16 protein-coding genes are annotated in these 19759 nt (G+C 73.9%); 6 read left to right on the top strand and 10 right to left on the bottom strand.

From position 1 onward, the window contains the following. Window positions 1–2: 2 nt before the first annotated feature. From Srubr_RS17785 to fes, 6 genes are all read right to left on the bottom strand, one after another. A complete protein-coding gene (locus Srubr_RS17785) occupies window positions 3–635 on the bottom strand; it encodes an isochorismatase family protein (RefSeq protein WP_189989635.1) in 633 nt (210 codons plus the stop codon). Between the two features lie 19 nt (window positions 636–654). Further along, the gene (locus Srubr_RS17780; protein ID WP_189989634.1) at window positions 655–2283 is read right to left on the bottom strand and encodes a (2,3-dihydroxybenzoyl)adenylate synthase; all 1629 of its coding nucleotides are present in this window, start codon (window positions 2281–2283) and stop codon (window positions 655–657) included. After that, entirely contained in the window at window positions 2280–3479 is a 1200-nt protein-coding gene (locus Srubr_RS17775; RefSeq protein ID WP_189989633.1) for an isochorismate synthase, read from the bottom strand. Before Srubr_RS17775 ends, Srubr_RS17780 begins: the two co-directional genes overlap by 4 nt. 39 nt (window positions 3480–3518) lie before the next feature. Continuing rightward, window positions 3519–4292, bottom strand: a complete 774-nt coding sequence (locus Srubr_RS17770) for a 2,3-dihydro-2,3-dihydroxybenzoate dehydrogenase (protein WP_189989632.1) — start codon at window positions 4290–4292, stop codon at window positions 3519–3521. Beyond that, the gene (locus Srubr_RS17765) at window positions 4289–5275 is read right to left on the bottom strand and encodes an ABC transporter substrate-binding protein (RefSeq protein WP_189989631.1); all 987 of its coding nucleotides are present in this window, start codon (window positions 5273–5275) and stop codon (window positions 4289–4291) included. The genes Srubr_RS17770 and Srubr_RS17765 overlap by 4 nt, the downstream gene beginning before the upstream one ends. A gap of 65 nt (window positions 5276–5340) precedes the next feature. Further along, window positions 5341–6657: an enterochelin esterase gene (fes, locus tag Srubr_RS17760; protein ID WP_189989630.1), complete on the bottom strand. Its 1317-nt coding sequence runs from the start codon at window positions 6655–6657 to the stop codon at window positions 5341–5343. 200 nt (window positions 6658–6857) lie between these two features. On the opposite strand from fes, the gene Srubr_RS17755 reads away from it, so the two are divergent. Both Srubr_RS17755 and Srubr_RS17750 read left to right on the top strand, forming a co-directional pair. Continuing rightward, window positions 6858–7925 carry a FecCD family ABC transporter permease gene (locus tag Srubr_RS17755; protein WP_189989629.1) on the top strand — a complete coding sequence of 356 codons (1068 nt, stop codon included), beginning with the start codon at window positions 6858–6860 and terminating at the stop codon, window positions 7923–7925. Then, complete coding sequence (locus tag Srubr_RS17750) at window positions 7922–8998, top strand: FecCD family ABC transporter permease (RefSeq protein ID WP_229926405.1); 1077 nt, start codon at window positions 7922–7924, stop codon at window positions 8996–8998. Before Srubr_RS17755 ends, Srubr_RS17750 begins: the two co-directional genes overlap by 4 nt. A 214-nt stretch (window positions 8999–9212) precedes the next feature. Here Srubr_RS17750 and Srubr_RS17745 read toward each other — a convergent pair whose 3' ends face one another. Beyond that, entirely contained in the window at window positions 9213–10988 is a 1776-nt protein-coding gene (locus Srubr_RS17745) for a lipase family protein (RefSeq protein ID WP_189989628.1), read from the bottom strand. Between the two features lie 226 nt (window positions 10989–11214). Between Srubr_RS17745 and Srubr_RS17740 the strand changes: the two genes are divergently transcribed. Then, complete coding sequence (locus Srubr_RS17740; RefSeq protein ID WP_189989627.1) at window positions 11215–12603, top strand: HEAT repeat domain-containing protein; 1389 nt, start codon at window positions 11215–11217, stop codon at window positions 12601–12603. A 112-nt stretch (window positions 12604–12715) separates the two neighbouring features. Here Srubr_RS17740 and Srubr_RS17735 read toward each other — a convergent pair whose 3' ends face one another. Further along, a complete protein-coding gene (locus tag Srubr_RS17735) occupies window positions 12716–14119 on the bottom strand; it encodes an MFS transporter (RefSeq protein WP_189989843.1) in 1404 nt (467 codons plus the stop codon). Between the two features lie 226 nt (window positions 14120–14345). On the opposite strand from Srubr_RS17735, the gene Srubr_RS17730 reads away from it, so the two are divergent. From Srubr_RS17730 to lysA, 3 genes are all read left to right on the top strand, one after another. After that, on the top strand, window positions 14346–14780 hold the full coding sequence (locus Srubr_RS17730) for a winged helix-turn-helix transcriptional regulator (RefSeq protein ID WP_189989626.1): 435 nt from the start codon (window positions 14346–14348) through the stop codon (window positions 14778–14780). Between the two features lie 227 nt (window positions 14781–15007). Further along, window positions 15008–15349: an SAV_915 family protein gene (locus Srubr_RS17725; protein WP_189989625.1), complete on the top strand. Its 342-nt coding sequence runs from the start codon at window positions 15008–15010 to the stop codon at window positions 15347–15349. 23 nt (window positions 15350–15372) lie between these two features. After that, on the top strand, window positions 15373–16707 hold the full coding sequence (gene lysA / locus Srubr_RS17720) for a diaminopimelate decarboxylase (RefSeq protein WP_189989623.1): 1335 nt from the start codon (window positions 15373–15375) through the stop codon (window positions 16705–16707). 129 nt (window positions 16708–16836) lie between these two features. On the opposite strand, the gene Srubr_RS17715 is transcribed toward lysA, so the two are convergent. Together Srubr_RS17715 and Srubr_RS17710 are read right to left on the bottom strand one after the other, a co-directional pair. Then, window positions 16837–18267, bottom strand: coding sequence for an endo-1,4-beta-xylanase (locus Srubr_RS17715; protein ID WP_189989621.1), 1431 nt, complete (start codon window positions 18265–18267; stop codon window positions 16837–16839). Window positions 18268–18534: 267 nt separating this feature from the next. Further along, window positions 18535–19755, bottom strand: coding sequence for a metallophosphoesterase (locus tag Srubr_RS17710; protein WP_189989619.1), 1221 nt, complete (start codon window positions 19753–19755; stop codon window positions 18535–18537). Between the last annotated feature and the right edge of the window lie 4 nt (window positions 19756–19759).

Here is a 19759-nt window from a genome sequence, read left to right as displayed (position 1 = left end):
CCTCAGGCCTCCTGGAGCAGTGTGTCGGTGGTGGTGACGACCGCGCAGCGGCCGGCGGCGTAGCGCAGGGCCATGTCGTGGTCCGCGCGGGAGAAGTCCGCGACCGCGTCCGCGACGACGAACGCCTGCAGGTCCCGCTGCCAGGCGTCGGCGGCGGTCATCAGCACCCCGATGTGCGCGTACACGCCGGTGATGACGATCTGGTCGCGGCCCTTGTCCCGCATCAGCTCCGCCAGTTCGGTGCGGACGAACGCGCTGTACTTCCATTTGGTCAGCACCGTGTCGCCGTCCGCCGGGGCGACGACGCCGGGCACGGCGAGCCTCTCCGGGTCGTCGGCGACGCCGGGACCCCAGAAGTCCAGCTGGAGACCGCGCTGTTCGGGCGTCTGGCCGCCGCGCTGGGCGGAGTAGACGACCGGTACGCCGAGCCGGCGGTACGCCTTCAGCAGCCGCGCGGTGTTGGCGAGCATGCCGGTCAGGGGCTGCTCGCCGGCCGGGAAGGCGCCGAGGAAGTGCTGTTGCAGGTCGTGCACGAGCAGGACGGCACGCGCCGGGTCCACGGTCCAGGCCACGCGGCCCGCGGGCAGCTCGTCCGGTGCCGGGAGCGGGTAGGGGGTGATGGCGGGAAGTGCCATGGGGGAGCCTCTCGGAGGGTCAGGACTGTTCGGCGGCGGACCGCAGGTGCTTCTTGCTGATCTTGCCGACGCCGGTCTGCGGGAAGGCGTCGACGAACTCCACGAGGTCGGGGACCTTGTACGCGGCGATGCCCCGCTCGCGGACGAACCGTTTGACCGCCACCGGCTTCAGCGGCTCGGCGCCCTCGCGCAGGATGACGTAGGCGAGGGAGCGTTCGCCGAGGTACTCGTCGGGGACGGCGACCACGGACACGTCGTGCACGGCCGGGTGGGCGAGGATGATGTTCTCGACCTCCTCCGGCGCGATCTTCTCGCCGCCCCGGTTGATCTGGTCCTTGGCCCGGCCCTCCACGACGAGGTGGCCGCTGGGCAGGCGGCGCACGATGTCGCCGGTGCGGTAGAAGCCGTCCTCGGTGAACGAGCGGCGGTTGTGGTCGGGGGCCCGCCAGTAGCCGCGGATGGTGTACGGGCCGCGGGTGAGCAGGTGCCCGGACGCGCCCTCCGGTACCTCGTTGTCCTCGTCGTCGACGACGCGTATCTCGTCGTCCGGGGAGATGGGCCGGCCCTGGGTGGTGACGACGGTCTCGGTGTCGTCGTCCAGGCGCGTGTAGCTGACCAGGCCCTCCGCCATGCCGAAGACCTGCATCAGCCGGCACCCGAGCGCGGGCTCCAGCCGGCGGGCCGCCGACTCGCTGAACTTGGCGCCGCCGACCAGGACCAGCTCCAGGCCGGACAGGTCGTGCTCGGTGGCGCGAGCGGCGTCCGTCCACACCAGGGCCAGCGGCGGCACCAGGCCCGTCATGGTGATCCGCTCGCTCTCGACGAGCGGGAACGCGGTCGCCGGGTCGGGCTTCGGGCAGAGCACCACCGTGCCGCCCGCGTACAGCACGCCGAGCCAGCCCGGCGAACTCATCGGGAAGTTGTGCGCGGCGGGCAGCACGACCAGGAACCGGGTGCCGCCGTCCACCCCGCAGATCTCGTTCGAGCCCCGCAGCGAGTACATGTAGTCGTCGTGGGTGCGCGGGATCAGCTTGTTCAGCCCCGTCGTGCCGCCGGACAGCTGGAGGAAGGCCAGCTCGTGCGGCTCGGGCCCGTCGAACGGCCCCGACGGCTCGCACGACACCTCGCTCAGCGCGGTGTGCCCGCCGGGATCACCGGCCACGAAGACGTGCCTCAGGGACGGCGTCCGCTCCAGCATCCGCGCGGCCAGCTCCCGGTGGTCGTAGCCGGCGTGCCGGTCCGGGACCACGTACGCGACGGCCTCGGTGAACGAGCAGAAGTGCGCGATCTCCGTCTCGCGGTGCGCGGGCAGCGCGTACACCGGCAGCGCGCCGATCCGGAACAGGGCGAAGACCACCTCGACGAACTCGCCGGTGTTCGGCAGCTGCACGACGACCCGGTCGCCCTTGCGGATGCCGCGCGCGAGGAACCCGGCGGCCAGCCGGTCGGCCCGCTCGTCCAGCTCCCGGTACGTCCAGGTACGGCGCTCGGGCGCCGGGTCGACCAGGGCGGTCCGGTCGGGATGGGCGGCGGCACGCTCGCGGAGCATGTCACCGAAGGTCTGGCCGCGCCAGTAGCCGGCGGCGCGGTAGCGCTCGGCGAACTCGGGCGGCCAGGTGGGGGCGTCCACTCCGGGGGTGAGGGTCACAGGGAGGCTCCGACGGCGTGCAGGAAGGTACGGAACTTGGCGGCGGTCTCGGCGGTCTCGGCCTCCGGCGTCGACGCGGCCACGACCCCGGCCCCGGCGAACAGGCGCAGCGTGTTGCCCTCGGCCTCGGCGCAGCGGATCGTCACGACCCACTCGCCGTCACCGTCGGCGTCCTGCCAGCCGACCATCCCGGTGTAGGCGCCCCGGTCGAAGGGCTCCGACTCGGCGATCACCCGCCGGGCCAGGTCGGTGGGGGTGCCGCACACGGCGGGCGTGGGGTGCAGCGCGGACGCCAGGTCCAGCGCGCTGACGGCGCCGGGGTCGGCCAGCTCGCCGGTGACCGTGGTCGACAGGTGCCACATCGCGGCGGTGCGCACCAGCGTCGGCCGCTCGGGCACCTGGAGGGTGGCGCAGAACGGCGCCAGCGCCTCCCGTACGGCGGCCACCACCACGGCGTGTTCGTGAAGGTCCTTCTCGGACTCCAGCAGCGCGACCGCGCGCCGCACATCTTCGGCCAGGTCCTCGCTGCGCGGCGCCGAGCCCGCGAGCGGGTTGGCGGTCAGCCGGCCGCCCTGCCGGGCCACCAGCAGTTCCGGGCTGGCGCCGATCAGGGTGCGGCCCGGTCCGCCGGGCACCGCGAAGGTGTAGCCGGACGGGTCGCGGCGGGCCAGCCGGCGCAGCATCGCCGGCAGGTCGGGGGCGCGGTCCGAGGTCAGTTCCAGGCTGCGGGCGAGGACGACCTTGTCGAACTCGCCGGCCCGCATGCGGGCGACCGCCGCCGCGACGGCGGCGCCGTACCGCTCGGGCGGGGGCACTTCCTCGACCCGCCAGCGGGGCCGGTCCGCGTCGTGCGGCACCGGCAGCGCGACCAGCGGGTCCTCACGCAGCGGCGGTGCCCAGTGCACCACGTCGGGCACCGCCAGCGCGGCCGGGCCGTCGGGGGCGAAGGGCAGCGCGCCGACGACGACCGGCGCCGCGGCTCCCGGCCGGCGCAGCCCGTCGAGGGTCTCGCGCACCCGCACGGCCGGCGGGCGGGAGTCGTCGGGTATGACGGCGGCGGTGCCGCGGCCCAGCAGCGTCCGGTGGGGGGTGGCCACGAACCGGTCGGTGGCCGGGCTGTAGGCGTCGAGCAGGGAGGTGGCCGCGCCGGGGGAGACGGGCGCGAACGCGGTGGGTGCGTGCAGGGAAACGGACATCTCAGTCTCCAGTGAGGGAGGGGCCGGACCGGGGTGTGGTCAGGCCCGCAAGGTGGCGCCGCCGTCGACGTACAGGTCGTGCATCGTGATGTGCCGGGCCCGGTCGGAGGCCAGGAAGACGACGGCGTCGGCGATGTCGGCGGGGTCGGCGATCCGGCCGAGCGGGATGCCGGTGCGGTAGGACGCCGGGTCCCCGTCGATCACCCGTCGCACCGAGGACTCCTCGTCGCCCCCGGCCCACAGGGCGCGCTGCATGTCGGTCATGGTCGAGCCCGGGGAGACCGTGTTGCAGCGCACGCCCTGCCGGGCGACCTCCAGACCGAGGCACTTGGTGAACATCACCGCGGCCGCCTTGGAGGCGGCGTACGCGGCGAGGTTCGCGCGCGGGATGCCGGCCGCGTTGGAGGCGACGGTGACGATGCTGCCCCGGCCGCGTCCGGTCATGCGGCGGGCGACGGCGCGTGAGACGTGGAAGACGCCGGTGGAGTTGACCGCGAAGTGCGCCGCCCACTCCTCGTCGGTGAGTTCGGTGACCGGTGCGTCGCGCAGGACGCCGGCGACGTTCACGGCGACGTCCAGCGGGCCGAGGGTGTCCTCGGTCTCCGCGACCAGCGTCTCCACGGCGGCGGCGTCGGTGACGTCCAGGGTCCGGGCGGTGACCCGTTCCCCGGGCGCCGCCGCGTCGCCGAACGCGAGGTCCGTGGCGACCACCCGGGCGCCCTCCGCGACGAGGGCCGCGACCACCGCGGCGCCGATGCCCCGGCCGGCCCCCGTCACGAGGGCGAGGCGGCCGTCGAGACCGGTGGCGCTCACGACACGAGCGCCTTCGTCAGGTCGTCCAGGACGATCCGCGCGGCGAGCGGGCCGCCGGCGCTGTTCCAGGCGGAGCCCTGGACGACGATGACGTGGCCGTTCCGCTCGGCCTTCAGCTTGCCGAAGTTGGGGACCTTCTTCGCCTCGGCGTACGCCTTCTCGCCGTCGGCCTTGTCGCCGAGGGTGCCGAGGACCAGCCAGTCGGCGTCGATGGCGGACAGCTTCTCCAGGCTCACCGGCTCGCTGTGGCCGCTGCCCACGCCCTGCTGGGCCGCGGGCCGGCCGAGGCCCAGGTCCGAGAGGGTGGAGCCGACGTGGCCCACGCCGCGGCCGACCGCCGACGGGGCGCCGTTCTGCCAGCGGACCACGCTGACCGACGCGCCCGCGTTGGCGCCGAGCTTCTTCTTGGCGGCGGCCAGGTCCGCGTCGAAGCCACTGATGATCTTCTGGGCCTCTGACTCCTTGTCCAGGGCGTCGGCCGTGGCCGTGAACGCCTTCTTCCAGTCCTCGTTGAGCTTGGCGGTGACCACCGTCGGGGCTATCGACTCCAGCTTGGAGACCTGGGTCTTCACGGCCGTCGTCTCGTCGAGCAGGATCAGGTCGGGCCGGAGCGCGGCGACCTTCTCCATGTCGGCCTCGGCGACCGTGGCGACCACCTGCGCCTTGCCCGCCTTGCCGGCGAGGTAGGTGGAGACGCCCTTCTGCCCGCGGCCCGCGGTGGCGCCGACCGGCTCGACACCGAGCGCCAGGGCGGCGTCCAGGGTGGGCTCGCTCAGCGTGACGACCTTCTTCGGGGCGGACGGCACGTCGACCTCGCGGCCCGTGGCATCGGTGAGGTGACGGGTGCCCGTCTCCTTGCCGCTCGCGCCGGCACCGTCGCCGTCGCCGTCGTCGCTCCCGCAGCCGGTGAGGAGGACGGCTCCGGTCAGTACCGCGGCGGCGGAGGTCAGGAGGGTTCTGCGGGTGGAACGTCGGGTGGACATGGAAGAAGTACTCCTGGGTCGGGGGTGGTGGGCGGGAAATGGTTCTCTGAGTCCCGGCCGGGGGCTCAGCCGGCCAGCAGCCGGGCCAGGCCGTCGGCCAGCGCGCCGTGCCAGCAGGCGTAGTCGTGGCCGCCGTTGAAGGCGTCGAAGGTGACCCGGTGGCCGCCCGCGCGCAGGGTGTCGTACAGGACGCGGGCGTGGTCGGCCATGGCGCCCTCGTGCAGCCCCACGTCCAGATGGACGGTCAGGGGGCGCGGCGGCTCGGCCTTGAAGCGGGCGACGAGCCAGGGGTCGCCGTACACGGGGGGTTTGGGGCCGGACGGGGACGGCAGCCCCGGCCGCCACCACAGGGAGGGCGACTGGGCCAGGACGTTGCCGAACCGGTCGGGCCGCAGGTATCCGGCGTACAGGGCGGTCATGCCGCCGAGGCTCTGCCCGGCGACCACCGTCCGGCGCGGGTCGGTGGTGATCGGCCAGCGGCCCGCCGCCCAGGGCAGCAGGTCGTCGGCCAGGAAGGCGACGAACGGCTCCCGGGCGCCGAGGTCGCGCCGGCGGGCGGCCCGGTCCACGGCGTCCGGGGCGACGACGGCCAGCGGCGGCAGCGCCCCGTCGGCGATCATCGCGTCGAGCGTGTCGGCGAGACCCAGCCGCCCGAACCACATGTCGCCGTCGCACACCACGGCCACCGGCAGCGGTGTTCCGTCCCCGCGTCCGGTTTCCGGCGGCAGGTAGACCCAGGCGTCCCGGTCACCGACCGGGGCCGCGGCCGTCACCCGGTGGCGTTCGACGCGCCCGGCCGGCACGGTGCCCCGGCGGCCGGACCACGGCTGGGCCGGGGCGTCCGGCAGCGCGAAGACGGAACTGTCGGCGGACTGCCAACGCGCCGCGATCCTGCGGGGGTTCAGCGGATCCGGCGCCGCGTGCGCGGCGAGCGAGCGCAACCGCTGCTGGAGGGCGTCCGGGTCGGCCGGCGGCTCGCGCAGCGAGATGTCGGCGGCCAGCCGGTACGAGCCCCGGTGGTCGGCGCGCAGCCGCAGCCCCAGATGCCAGACGTCGGTCCCCGGGACCCGCTCCAGGAGCGAATCGGCGAGCCGGGCGCGGTCGGTGATGCGGTTGCCGCTGAACAGCACCTGCCGGGTGGCGCGGTGACCCCGCCACAGGAAGGTGACCGCGCGGTGCCCCGGATCGCCGTCGATCTCTTCGACCAGCGGCGTGCCCGAACGTTCCGCCTCGCGCCAGAACTCGGTGGCCGTCGCGGTGCGGCGGGCCGCGTCCGCCCCGGCCGTCTCCGCCAGGAGGCGGGCGACGCGCGGGCCGGTGACCCGCACCGGACGGACGTCCGACGCTGTGTCATTCGGGGCGGAACTGGACAGGCTGGTCATCGGTGTTCTCCGTGAACCGCGGTTGAGGCGCGCAGGGGTGACCGGTTGTCGACGTGATCGTCAACAACACCGGTTAGGTTAGCCTAAGCTAAGCACATGTCCATTGGAATGTGTGCACACCATCGGCCGAAAACGGTGTCCGTTCCCCGGCGCCGGCCGCGGTACCGGGCCCGGTGCCGAGCCCGCGCGGCGGCGGCCTCATGAGCGCCGCCACCGCGTCCGCCCCGCCGCCGGACACCGCCCCGGACGCGGCACCCGGCTCCCGGACCGCGCGCACCCGGGCCGCGCTGCGCCCGGCCGGTCTGCTCCTCGGAGTCGTGCTGCTGGCGGCGGCGGCCGCCCTGTCACTGGCCGTGGGCACCAAGGGAATCCCCCTCGACCAGGTCTGGTCCGGCCTGTTCACCCCGTCGGGCACCGAGAACGACGCGATCGTGCGGGAGTTGAGACTGCCGCGCACGCTGATCGGCGTCGCGGTCGGCGCGGCCCTGGGCCTGGGCGGCGCGATCATGCAGACCCTGACCCGCAACCCGCTCGCCGACCCCGGTCTGCTCGGCGTCAACGCGGGCGCCTCCGCGGCCGTGGTCACCGCGATCGGCGTCCTGGACATCACCTCGTTCACCGGGTACCTGTGGTTCGCCCTGGCCGGCGCGGCCGTCGCCGCCACCGCGGTGCACGCCCTCGGCGGCGGCCGATGGGCCACCCCGGTCCGGCTCGCGCTCGCCGGAACCGCCGTCAACGCGGCCCTGTTCGGCTACGTCAACGGCCTCTCGCTGTGGCACCTGAGCACCCTCGACGAGATGCGGTACTGGTCGGTCGGCACTCTCGCGAAGCGCGACGTGTCCCTCCTGCTCACCGTGGCACCGCTGCTGGTGGCCGGCGCGCTGCTCGCCTTCGCGCTGGCCCGGCCGCTCGGCGCGATCGCGCTCGGCGAGGACCACGCGCTGGCGCTCGGCACGCGGGTGCGGCGGGTACGGGTGCTGTCCGTCGTCGCCATCACCCTGCTGTGCGGCGGCGCGACCGCCGTGTGCGGCCCGATCGCCTTCATCGGCCTGATGATCCCGCATGCCGCCCGCGCCTTCTGCGGCCCCGACCCGCGCTGGCTCATGCCGTACTGCGCGGTGTTCGCCCCGGTGCTGCTGCTCGTCTCGGACGTCGTCGGGCGGATCGTCGTCCCGCCGTCGGAGATCGAGGTCGGCACCGTCACCGCGTTCCTCGGCGGACTCCTCTTCATCCATCTGGTGCGGCAGCGGAAGGTGGCCCAGCTGTGACTCCGGTGCGGGAGGAGAAGCGCCCGGCCGTCCACGTCGACCTGCGGCGCGGGCTGTTGCGCACGGGGCGCTGGTCGCTGCGGTACGACCCCCGGGCGGTCCTGGTCTGCGTGCTGCTGGCCGCGCTGGCCGCCCTCGCGATGGTCCTCGCCCTCGGCACCGGGACGTACGCGCTGTCCCCGGCCGAGGTGGTGCGGACCCTGTTCGGCGACGGGCCGCCGGGCGCCGGCTTCGTGGTCCTCGACCTCCGGCTGCCGCGCGCCCTGGTCGCCGCGCTCGTCGGGTTCGGGATGGGCATGGCGGGCGCGGTGTTCCAGTCGCTCACCCGCAACCCGCTCGGCAGCCCCGACGTCATCGGCTTCGGCAACGGCGCCTCGGCCGGCGCGCTCGTCGCCATCATCGTGCTGGACGCGGGCACGACGCAGACGGCCGTCGGCGCCGTGTCCGGCGGCTGTGCCACGGCCGCGGCGGTCTACCTGCTGGCCTGGAAGCGGGGGGTGCACGGCTACCGGCTGGTGCTCGTCGGCATCGGCGCCTCCGCGGTGCTGGGCGCGGTCACCAACTTCCTGTACCTGCGCGCCGACATCGGCAAGGCGGCGCAGGCGGCGAGCTGGACGATCGGTTCGCTCAACGCCCGGGACTGGAGCGACGTCACCGTCGCCGCGCTCGGCGTGGCGGTGCTCGGGCCGGTCGTCCTGGGGTACGCGCGGCGCCTGACCATGCTGGAGATGGGCGACGACACCGCCGCCGCGCTGGGCGTGCCGCCCGAGCGCAGCCGCCTGATCCTGCTGAGCGCCGGTACGGGACTGACGGCGCTGGCCGTCGCGGCGGCCGGGCCGGTCCCGTTCGTGGCGATGGCCGCGCCCCAGCTCGCACGCCGGATGACCCGCGCGGCCGGCCCCAACGTCCTGCCCGCCGCCTGGACGGGCGCCCTCCTGCTCACCGCGGCCGACCTCGCCACACAACGCCTGACCGGCTCGGCCCTGCTCCCGGTCGGCGTCCTGACCGGCGTGGCCGGCGGCGCGTACCTGGCGTGGCTCCTGCGGGGCGAGCGGAGGGGGGCGCGGCTGTGAGGGCGGGGCCGGGCGGGCAGCGGGCCTTGGAGCGGCCGGACGTGCCGCACGCCTGGCCGGTGGAGGACCTGCCCGGAGGCCGGGTGCGCGTCCTGTCCCAGGAGACGCGGCTCGGCCGGCCGGCCGGTGACCGGGCGACGGGGTCGTGCCCGGCCACCGTACGGTGCGCGTGGGGAACACCGTGATCCGCCCGGCCGGCCTCGGCGGGAGTGGCTCAGTACGACTTGGGTGCCGGGGGCACGACCGTGAAGGTGTAGCCGTTGCCGGGGCCGGAGAAGGCCAGGCTGAGCGCCGGCCCGAACAGTCCGCAGTCGGTCAGGGAGGGGAAGGCGGTCGTTCCGGAGAACGTCAGCCCGCCGCTGCCGAGCGCGGCGACCGGTCCCTCGAAGTCCAGCGCGAACTCGACGGGTTCGGCGGTCCGGCAGCCCAGCGGGATGTGGACTCCCAGCTCACCGGCGGACACGATCTCCACGGTGGCGAGCGCCTTGCCGTGGATGGCCAGCCGCCCCGCGTCGTCCAGCGAGACGGTGCCGCTCGTCCCCTCCGACTTCAGCCCGATGCGCGCCTGCACCGGCAGCCCGATCACCCGCAGGTGTTCCAGGAACGTCGGCACGGCGAGGGAGCCGTCGAGCCGCCGGGCCGTCAGGTCGGTGTCCGCCGTGAAGGTGGACCCCTCCGGCATGAGCACCGTCTCGCCCAGCGTCTTGAGCTGGAGGCCGCCCTTGAGCAGCCACTTGTCCAGCGAGACGACGAAGTCGCCGCCGCCGGGGTTGGCCGTGGAGCGGGGCGGCGGAAGGATGTTCAGGCAGTCGCCGACGAGCTGCGGCTTGCCGTCGAACCGGTCGGTGAGCCACTTGGTGACGTTCGGCGCGGCCTGGAACTGGGTGGCGATGTGCTCGCTCGGGTATACGTCGAACTTCACCGCCGTGCCCCGCGAGCAGTAGCGCTTCTTCAGGCTGATGGCCTGGTCGAGCGGCAGGATCTCGTCCGCCTGCCCGTGGTACTGGTACACCGGTGCCTGGATCTTCGCACCGCCCAGGTCCTGCTCGCCCAGCACCTCGCCCACGGACCCGATGGCCATCAGCTCGTCCAGCGTGCGGCCGTCCGCCGTGTACTGCTTGATGTCGTCGTTGATGTAGTCGAAGAGCGTCTCGAAGACGCACTTGTCCTTCGCGTCCGCGACGGCCGCCCGTCCCGCGTCGTTGACCAGCTCGTCGAAGGGGATCTTGTCCGGGTACTCGGCCGCGAGCCCCACGACCCCTTGCAGCAGGAAGGACGCTCCGGTGCTGCCGTTGAGGTAGCGCGCCGACGCCTTGAAGTCGCCCGGCACACCGCCCGCGACCACACCGGCCAGGTTCAGCGACGAGGCGTACGACGGTTCGAGCTGACCGGCCCATCCGGCCGACTGCCCGCCCTGCGAGTAGCCCCAGACCGCCGTCATCGCGCTGCCGCTCAGCCCGCTTCCCGGCACCTGGAACGCGGCGAGCGCCGAGTCCAGCACCGCCTGCCCCTGGGACCGGCCCGCCAGGTACGTCGGTGTCTGCCCGGCCCCGTATCCGGCGTAGTCGGTGACGACCACGGCCCAGTTCTTCTTCAGCAGCGCCACGATGTTCGCCGTCTCGTAGTCCGTTCCGGCCGCGAGCTGCGCGGACGGCGCGCACCTCGACGCCAGCCCGTGGGTCCCGGGCGCGTACGCCACCAGGGGCCGTGCCGAGCCGCCGGACCATGCGGTGGCGGGCACGAGAACCGTTCCGGTGACGGTGTTCGCGCCGCCTCGTGAGTCGGTCGACGCGTACGAGATGTGCCAGGCGTTCACGGCGGGCGCCCCGGTGCCCAGCTTCACGGCCGCCGGGGCGGACGTCAGCAGGGTGCCGTGGGCGGGTGCGGCGACAGCGGCCGCGCCGGCCGTCGCGGGCAGCGCGGCGATACCGGCGGCGGCCAGCGCCAGGGGTAAGGCTCTTGCCGTCAGCTTTCTGACCAGGCTTTTCACCGTTGATCTCCTTATGCGGGAGCGTCCGGTTGGATCAGATCCTTACTTACTGCGGAGTAAGTTACCGCCGGTAAGCCCATGAGGGAACCCCCGCGCCGGGCCCGCGCTGTCGCACATCGTCCGCACCGCGGAGACGCCGCACCCGGTCCGCCGGGCGGCGCTGCGGGCGCTGCTCGAACTGCCGGGACAGGAGCCATGGCTGGCCGCTTCCCGGATCGAACCGCTGGTGGGGCTGTTGCGCGGCCCCGACCGCGAGACGGCGCGCCTGGCCGGACGGCTGCTGGCCCGGAGCGAGCAGGGGCGGGCGCGGACGCGGTGGCTCCTGCGGGACCCGCGGGGCCACTTGCTCCGCAAGCGCCGGGAGCACCTTCCGCGTCCGCATCCGCAGGAGGCTTACCCGTACGAGGCCGCGTGCGTCGTCATCTGCGAGGTGATGACCGAGCGGCCGGAGCTGTTCGCCTCGCGCTGCTCCGGTGAGCCGCGCTTCGCCGAAGAGGCGGAGGGACTTCTGCCGCTGCTGGACCCGGCACTGCCGGCCGAGCTGCGCAGGGCCGCCGTGCGGGCGCTCGGAGCGTTCGGAGCGGTCGACTCCCGGGCCGGGCGGGTGGTGGGGGCGGCGCTGCTGGAGCGTGCGCTGCCCGAGCGGCGGACCGTCGAGGCCGCCGCGGCGACGCTGGCCCGGCTGCCGGAGCCGCCCGCAGCGGAACTGCTGCGGCTGCTCGGCGCGGGCGACGACGGGCCGGGCGGCGGGCGCCGGGACGTGGGCACGCCGGTGTCCCGGCGAGGCGCGGCGATCGCGCTCGGCCTGCTGCGGCACGAGGGCGCAGCCCCCGCACTGCTCGCGGCCCTCGCCGCCGACGAGCCGCCCGACCTGCGCCGCGCCGCCGCCGACGCGCTGGGCCTGCTCGGCCACCGTCCGGCCGTCCCGGCGCTGGTGGCACTGGCCGGGGACGAGGAGGAGGCGACCGCCCTGCGGGCGCGCGCGGTCACGGCGCTGGGACGGATCGGCGCCCACGAGGCCCTTCCGGCGCTGCTGGACGCGGCCCGCTCGGACTCCGAGTCGCTCCGGCTGCCGGCCGCCCCATCCCTCGGGAGCTTCCCCACGGCACCAGCGATCACCGCCCTCACGCACCTGGCGTCCGACCCGGAACCGGAGACCGTACGGGCGGCAGTCGACTCCCTGGCGCGCAGCGGCCCGCCGGCCGCCGCCGCCCTCTGCGCCCTTCCCGGCCTGGCCGTCCGTGACCACTGGCCGAGCGACACCCTCCGCGCCCTGGTCACGGCGCTCGCGGCCTGCCCCGGGCCGGAGTGCACCACGGCCCTGGCGCGGCTGGCGCACCCGCCGTACCAGCGGTCCGTCCAGGCCGCGGCCGAACGCGCCCTGGCCGGGCGCCCCGCCGCCGAGGCCCTCCCCCACCTGCTGCGGCTGCTCGCCGACCCGATGATGCGGCACCCCCACGGCCCGGCCCTGCTCGCGCTGGCCCGCGGCGGCGCGCCGGAGGCGGAGGCGATCGTCGTCGAGCACTTCGAACACCAGCGGTCGTTCGTCGCCGGCCGCTACCGGGACGAGGCGCGGGAGGCGCTGCGCGTCCTGCGGCGGGCGGCGGCGCCGTAGGCCGGCTCCACCAAGGCGCCGCCCCGGCCCGACGGGTGTTCGGCCGGGGCGGCGCGGCGCGGGAACCGGGTGTCCGGTCGCTGGGAGCCGGCCGGGGCGGTACGGGCGGTGGCTAGACCTCGGCCGACGCGGGCGTGGGTGCGCCGGTCACGTCGTCCGCGCGCTTGCGCAGGCCGAAGGCGCTGATCAGCGCGGCACCGAGCGCGGCGACGAGCGGCACGACCAGGGCCGCCTGGTAGCCGTCGAGGAGTTCACCGGGCGAGGAGCCGTCGGTGGCCGCGATGTCGACGGCGGCGGCCGCGGACAGGCCGATCGCGGCGCCGAACTGGAAGCTGGTGTACAGCAGTCCGCCGGCGACGCCCTGCTCCTCCTCCTCGACGCCCTCGGTGCCGGCGATGGTGAGCGGCCCGTACGCGAGGGAGAAGGCCAGGCCCAGTACGAGCAGGCTCGGGAACATCAGCGCGTAGCTCCAGTCCGCCTCCAGCGGCAGCATCAGGGCGTACGCCAGGCAGGCCAGCACCAGTCCGCCGAAGATGACCCGGGCGTTGCCGAACCTGTCGACCAGCTTGGGCGTGAGCGTCGGCGACAGCACCGTGTCGACGCCGATCACGATCATCGCGAAGCTGGTCTGGAGGGCCGACCAGCCGCGCAGTTCCTGCAGGTAGAGCGTGACGATGAACTGGAAGCCGAAGAACCCGCCGGAGAAGAGCAGCGCGGCGAGGTTGGCGCGGACCAGTCCGCCGCGCCGGAGCAGGCCGAGCCGCACCAGCGGCGCCGACGACTTGCGCTCGACGACGGCGAAGGCGAGGAACAGCGCGAGACTGACCGCGACCGTGCCGGTCGTCCGGACAGCGTCGACGTGCGTGGCGCGTTCGACGGCGAACACCAGCAGCAGGATCGCGCCGGTCACGGTGACGGCGCCGGCCAGGTCGACGGGCCGGCCCCGCCGGTCGGGGCGGGGCGAGGCGGGGAGGAGGGCGACGGCGGCGAGCAGGATGACCGCCGAGAGGATCACCGGGGCGAAGAACACCCACCGCCAGCTCACCGCGGTGAGCAGACCGCCGACGACCAGGCCGATGGAGAAGCCGCCGGCGGCGGTGCCGGAGTAGACCAGCAGGGCCTTGGTGCGCTGGGGGCCCTCGGCGAAGCCGGTGGTGATGATCGACAGGCCGGCCGGGGCCATGAAGGCCGCGGCGACACCGGTCACGAACCGGGCGACGAGCAGCATCCAGCCCTCGGTCGCCAGCCCGCCCAGGCCTGAGAACAGCAGGAACACCGCCAGCCAGAACACGAACATCCGGCGCCGGCCGAAGAGGTCCGCCGCCCGGCCGCCGAGCAGCATGAACCCGCCGTAGCCGAGGACGTAGGCGCTCACCACCCATTGCAGCGTGCCGGTGGACATCCCGAGGTCGTCACGGATCGACGGGAGGGCCACATTGAGCATGGCCACGTCGATGCCCTCCAGGAAGATCGCGCCGCACAGCACGAACAGCACGCCCCGGGCGCGCCCGCTCATGCGACCGGTGTCGCCGCCCGACGGGGATTGCACTGTGGACACTGAAGTCTCCTTGAGAATGCCGAGGTTGCCTGACGGACGGACGCGCGGGAAATCCGCGGAGTCCGGACATGGACGAGGGGAATCGAGGAAAAGGGCTCGATTCCACGGGTGCGCACCCCGGTTACGCGAGAGCCTGTCGGTTCCCTGTTGTAACTGCCGGAATCATCCGACAGGCTGAGGCCCCATGGAAGAAGGCACTTCGAAGTCACCGAGGCACTGCGCGGGTACCGAGGACTACAACGTCCTTCAGTGGGACGTCCGCGAGGGGTGCGAGGTCCGCCAGATCCTGGACCGCGTCGCCGACAAGTGGTCGCTCCTGGTCATCGCACTCCTGGAGAACCGCAGCCTGCGCTTCAACCAGCTGCGCCACAGCATCGAGGGCATCAGCCAGCGGATGCTGACGGTGACCCTGCGTCAACTGGAGCGGGACGGGCTGGTGCGCCGCACCGTCCACCCGGTGGTGCCGCCCCGGGTGGACTACGAACTGACGCCGCTGGGCGTGACGTTGCACGACACCATCCAGGCGCTGGTGACCTGGACCGAGGAGCATCAGGAGGAGATCGCGGTGGCCCGCGCCGAGTACGACCGGCGTACGGAGGTCAGTGAGAAGGTCTCCTGAGGGGGAGGCATCCCTTCGGCAGCCGGCCGGTGAGTGCGCCCCGGCCGGCCCCCCGAGCGCTGGTGCCCACCCGGCACGTCAGCACCCCGTCAAGGTCGTCCCGGCCATCGTCAGCGTTCCGTCAGGAGGGGCCGGTGACCGGGCGCGGACGGGCTTAGCGTCGATGGCGAGCCCCGGTCCGCCGTCCGGCGACCGGGGCACCCCAGCACTCTCCTGGTAGGTGTCCCGTGGAAGAACTCCCATACGGCGAAGACCCCGAGCCCTCCGATCGGTTCCCGGCCGGACCCCTGTACGTCCCGGTCCGGCCGGGCCCCTCCGGGTCTGTGGTCCGCCTCTTCCGTACCCAGCTCGGCGACCGCTCGGCCGTCGGCTTCACCTCCGAGCGCGGGCTCGTCGCGGCCCTCGGCACCGGTCAGGCGTGGATCCGTCTCGCCGAGCCCGCACTGCGCACACTGACCGCACCGCTCGGCGTCACCACCGTCACGATCGACCCGCCTTTCACGGCCTGCGCGCCGGCGCCGGCCGTCCCGGCCGTCCCGGCGGCGGCCCTGGCCGCCACGGCCCGGTGAACCGGCTGGAAGGAGAGCAGGCGATGACCACCGTTCACGAATCCGCCGTCCCCGCGGCCCTCGCCGAGCTGTCGGTGTGGCCCGCTTCGGCCACCGAGTCCCGCCCCGGCGACCTGGCCGTGGGCGGAGTACCGCTCACGGAGCTGGCCGACCGCTTCGGCACCCCCGTCTACGTCCTCGACGAGGCCGAGGTGCGCGACCGCTGCCGCACCTACCGGAACGCCTTCCCGGACGCCGAAGTCCTCTACGCGGCCAAGGCGTTCCTGTGCCGGGCCATGGCCCGCTGGATGGACGAGGAGGGCCTCGGCCTGGACGTCTGCTCGGCCGGCGAGCTGGAGCTCGCGGTCACCGCCGGCTTCCCGCCGGAGCGGATGGTGCTGCACGGCAACGCCAAGTCCCCGCGGGACCTGGAGACGGCACTCCGCCTGGGCGTGGGCCGCGTCGTCATCGACAGCCCCTCGGAGATCGCCCGGCTGGCCGCCGCCGTGGGCCCCGGCGGCCACCAGAAGGTCATGGTGCGCGTCGTGCCCGGCATCGGCGCGGGCGGCCACGAGAAGATCCGCACCGGCACGGACGACCAGAAGTTCGGGCTCTCCCTCACCGACGGCCACGCCCAGCACGCCATCGCCCGCATCCTGGGCCGGCCGCAGCTCGAACTCACCGGGCTGCACTGCCACCTGGGCTCACAGATCACCAGTGTCAAGCCGTATCTCGCGGCCGTGCGCCGCATGGTCGGCCTGATGGCCCGCCTGCGCGAACAGCACGGGCTGGTCCTGCCCGAACTCGACCTCGGTGGCGGGCACGGCATCGCCTACCGCCCCGGCGAGGACGCCCTGGACCTGACGTCACTGGCCCGCAAGGTGCGCAGGGAACTCGCCGGCTCCTGCGCCGCCGCCGGACTCCCCGTCCCCCGGCTGGTCATCGAGCCGGGGCGGGCGATCGCGGGCCCCGCCGGTGTCGCTGTGTACCGCGTGCTGTCCGTGAAGCGCTCGGGCGGGAACGTCTTCGTGGCCGTGGACGGCGGCATGAGCGACAACCCCCGCCCGGCCCTGTACGGCGTCCGCTACGCCCCCCGCCTGGCCGGCCGGCACAGCACCGCGGAACGGGCCCGCGTCACCGTGGCGGGCCGGCACTGCGAAGCGGGCGACATCCTGGCCGCCGACGCCGAACTGCCCGCCGACGTCCGCCCCGGCGACCTGCTCGCCGTGCCCGTGGCGGGCGCGTACCACCTGTCCATGGCCTCCGGCTACAACCTGGTCGGCCGCCCGCCCGTGGCCGCCGTACGCGACGGCCACGCCCGCCTCCTGGTCCGCCGCGAGTCCATGGCGGACATCCGCGGCCGGGACGTCGGCCTGTAGCAGGGCCGGTTCCGGAGTGGAGCCAGGAGCATCCGGCCTGGCTCCACTCCGGGGTGCGGGCGAGTCACGGCAGCCCGAGCAGGCGGTGGCGGCGTGCGTCCGGCCGCCCGCCGTCGGCGGAGGGTTTCCTCAGGTGCGCGTCCAGCGCTGGTTGCCGCCGCCCGAGCAGGTGTAGAGCTGGATCTGGGTGCCGTTGCCGGTGCCGGCTCCGACGGCGTCGAGGCAGAGGCCGGACTGGACGCCGACGATGGCTCCGTCGGAGTTCAGGCGCCACTTCTGGTTGTCGCCGCCCCAGCAGCCGTAGATCTGGACCTTGGTGCCGTTGCCGGTCCCGGCGGCGTCCAGGCACTTGTTGCCGTAGACCCTGAGCTCGCCGGCGTCGGTGTACGTCCACTGCTGGTTGGTCGCGCTGTTGCAGTCCCACAGCTGGACCTGGGTGCCGTCGGTGGTGGCTGCGTTGGGTACGTCCAGGCAGCGGCCGGACGCCACCCCCTTGATCTGCCCGCCGCCCGTGGGGGGCGGCGTGGTGGAGCCGCCGTTGAGGGCGTTGAGGACGGCGGTGTAGGCGGGCTTCTTGCTGCCGTCGTTGTTGAACAGCAGCGGCGTGTCACTCGACCGCCAGGAGTCGCTGTCGCGCACGCCCCAGACGGTGATGCCGAGGCAGCGCGAGACGGCCAGGCAGTCGTTGGTCACGTTGGCGTAGGTCGTGGACGAGGCGCCCTGGATGTCGAGCTCGGTGACGGCCACGTCGACGCCGAGGGCGGCGAAACTCTGCAGGGTGGTGCGGAAGTTGCTGTTGTAGGGGCTGCCGCTGTTGAAGTGCGCCTGGAAGCCGACACAGTCGATCGGGACGCCGCGCTGCTTGAAGTCCCGGACCATGTTGTACACGCCCTGGGTCTTGGCCCAGGTCCAGTTCTCGATGTTGTAGTCGTTGTAGCAGAGCTTGGCGGCGGGGTCGGCGGCGCGCGCGGTGCGGAAGGCGACCTCGATCCAGTCGTTGCCGGTGCGCTGGAGGTTGGAGTCGCGTCGGCCGCCCGAACCGTCGTCGGAGAAGGCCTCGTTGACGACGTCCCACTGGGCGATCTTGCCCTTGTAGTGGGCCATCACGCCGTTGATGTGGTCGATCATCGCCTGGCGCAGGGTGCTGCCGCTGAGGCTCTGCATCCAGCCGGGCTGCTGCGAGTGCCAGGCCAGGGTGTGGCCGCGCACTCGCTTGCCGTTCTGCACGGCCCAGTTGTAGACGCGGTCGCCGGCGGAGAAGTTGAACTGGCCGCGCTGCGGTTCGGTGGCGTCTATCTTCATCTCGTTCTCGGCCGTGACCATGTTGAACTCACGGTTCGCGATCGAGGTGTACGCCGAGTCGCCCAGTTTGCCCGAGGCGATGGCGGTGCCGAAGTAGCGGCCGCTCTGCGCCGCCGCGGCGCCGAGCGTGCTCTCGGCGGCGTGCGCGGCCGGCGCGGCCAGTGCGCCGGCCGTACCGAGGGCGCCGACGAGCAGCGCCATGAGCGGGCCGCGGAGCCTGCGGCGGACAGCGGATCTGGGAAGGGCGTACGAGCCCATGACTGTGCCTCCAAGATGGACGTCACGGAAGGACTGAGGCGCGGGGGGCGCGTCCCGGGACGGGACGATCCCGGCGTCGCGCGGGTGTGCGTGGATCTGCCGTACGGCATGGATCGCGTAGGGCCGATGTGGCTCGAAATATCGAACTGCGGTCGCTTTCTCAGACAGGGATGATCGAGCCATGACGGTGCACCGTCAATACTCCCCGCAGGAAAAGATTCCGAATTTCGCTCGAAAGTTTCGTATTTCCGTGGCGTGACACCCGTGTTACGACGAGGTCGACGGGTGCGGGGAGCGGAGCACGAGCAGGGTGATCTCGCTGGGGGCGAAGACCCGGAACGGCGGGCCCCAGAAGCCGGTGCCGCGGCTGGTGTACAGGAGGGTGCGGGTGCCATGGCGGGAGAGGCCGGCGAGGGCGGGCTGGTCGAGGCGGACCAGATGGTGGAAGGGCCAGATCTGGCCGCCGTGGGTGTGGCCGGAGAGCTGGAGGTCGATGCCGGCGGCTGCCGCCCGGTCGACGAACTTGGGCTGGTGCGCCAGGAGGAGGACGGGCAGCCCGGGATCGGCGCCGTCCAGGGCTCCGGCGAGGTGGGCGCGGTGGCCCGCCAGACCGGAGGACTCGGCGGTGACGTCGTCCACGCCGGCGACCACGAGGGTGTCGCCGCCGCGTTCGAGCAGCAGGTGGCGGTTGCGCAGCGGCTCCCAGCCCAGCTCGTCCATCAGGTCGACCCAGCCCTGCGCCTCGCTGTAGTACTCGTGGTTGCCGGTGACATAGACCCGGGCACGGGTGGCCCGCACGGTACCGAGCGGGGCGGCCTGGGCGCGGCGCTGTGCGGCCGTGCCGTCCGCGATGTCGCCGGTGTGGCACACCAGGTCGGCCTCCAGGGTGTTCACCCTCTCGCACACCCGCGCCGACCAGCGGGCGCGGTCGAGCGGGCCGTAGTGGGTGTCGGTGACGAGGACGACCCGCAGCCCGTCCAGCCCGGCGCCCAGGCGCGGGAGTTCCACGTCGACCCGGCGCACGCGCGGCACGCGGCGGGCCTCGGCGTACCCCCAGGCGAGCAGCGCGGCGGTCACGCCGAGGACGGCCCACGTGACGATCCGGGCCCGGCCCTGACCGTCCTCGACGCCGGCCACGGTCAGGGCGGGCCGCAACAGGACGCCGAGCAGAACGGACCAGGTGAACAGCACCCAACTGGCGCCCAGCAGGGTGTCACCGACGATCGCGGCCCGGTCCTGCCGGCGCCGCCCGTGTCCGCGCGCCATCGCGAGCGGCATACCGACGAGGCCGGCGGCGAACAGGACGGTGCCGGCCAGTGTGCCGGGCAGCGGCCAGTGCTGGCCGGCGTACAGGAGCACCCAGCAGGGCACGGCCCACAGCAGCACGGGGGCGATCAGGGGGAGGTGGCGCAGCAGGCGGTGCGGCAGGCTCCGCCGCGGTGCTCGCGCCCCGCCCTCGGCGGGCCGGGTGCTGCTGGTGTCGGTCACGCTT

The sequence above is a fragment of the Streptomyces rubradiris genome (assembly GCF_016860525.1).
Classification (GTDB): Bacteria; Actinomycetota; Actinomycetes; order Streptomycetales; family Streptomycetaceae; genus Streptomyces; species Streptomyces rubradiris.
This window is presented reverse-complemented; position numbering and strand designations above follow the sequence as displayed.

What these genes read in the sequence shown, in the direction of transcription:
- Srubr_RS17785 (WP_189989635.1), bottom strand. Translation starts at nt 635, where the DNA reads ATGGCACTTCCCGCCATCACCCCCTACCCGCTCCCGGCACCGGACGAG.
- Srubr_RS17775 (WP_189989633.1), bottom strand. Translation starts at nt 3,479, where the DNA reads ATGTCCGTTTCCCTGCACGCACCCACCGCGTTCGCGCCCGTCTCCCCC.
- Srubr_RS17765 (WP_189989631.1), bottom strand. Translation starts at nt 5,275, where the DNA reads ATGTCCACCCGACGTTCCACCCGCAGAACCCTCCTGACCTCCGCCGCC.
- fes (WP_189989630.1), bottom strand. Translation starts at nt 6,657, where the DNA reads ATGACCAGCCTGTCCAGTTCCGCCCCGAATGACACAGCGTCGGACGTC.
- Srubr_RS17755 (WP_189989629.1), top strand. Translation starts at nt 6,858, where the DNA reads ATGAGCGCCGCCACCGCGTCCGCCCCGCCGCCGGACACCGCCCCGGAC.
- Srubr_RS17735 (WP_189989843.1), bottom strand. Translation starts at nt 14,119, where the DNA reads ATGAGCGGGCGCGCCCGGGGCGTGCTGTTCGTGCTGTGCGGCGCGATC.
- Srubr_RS17730 (WP_189989626.1), top strand. Translation starts at nt 14,346, where the DNA reads ATGGAAGAAGGCACTTCGAAGTCACCGAGGCACTGCGCGGGTACCGAG.
- lysA (WP_189989623.1), top strand. Translation starts at nt 15,373, where the DNA reads ATGACCACCGTTCACGAATCCGCCGTCCCCGCGGCCCTCGCCGAGCTG.
- Srubr_RS17715 (WP_189989621.1), bottom strand. Translation starts at nt 18,267, where the DNA reads ATGGGCTCGTACGCCCTTCCCAGATCCGCTGTCCGCCGCAGGCTCCGC.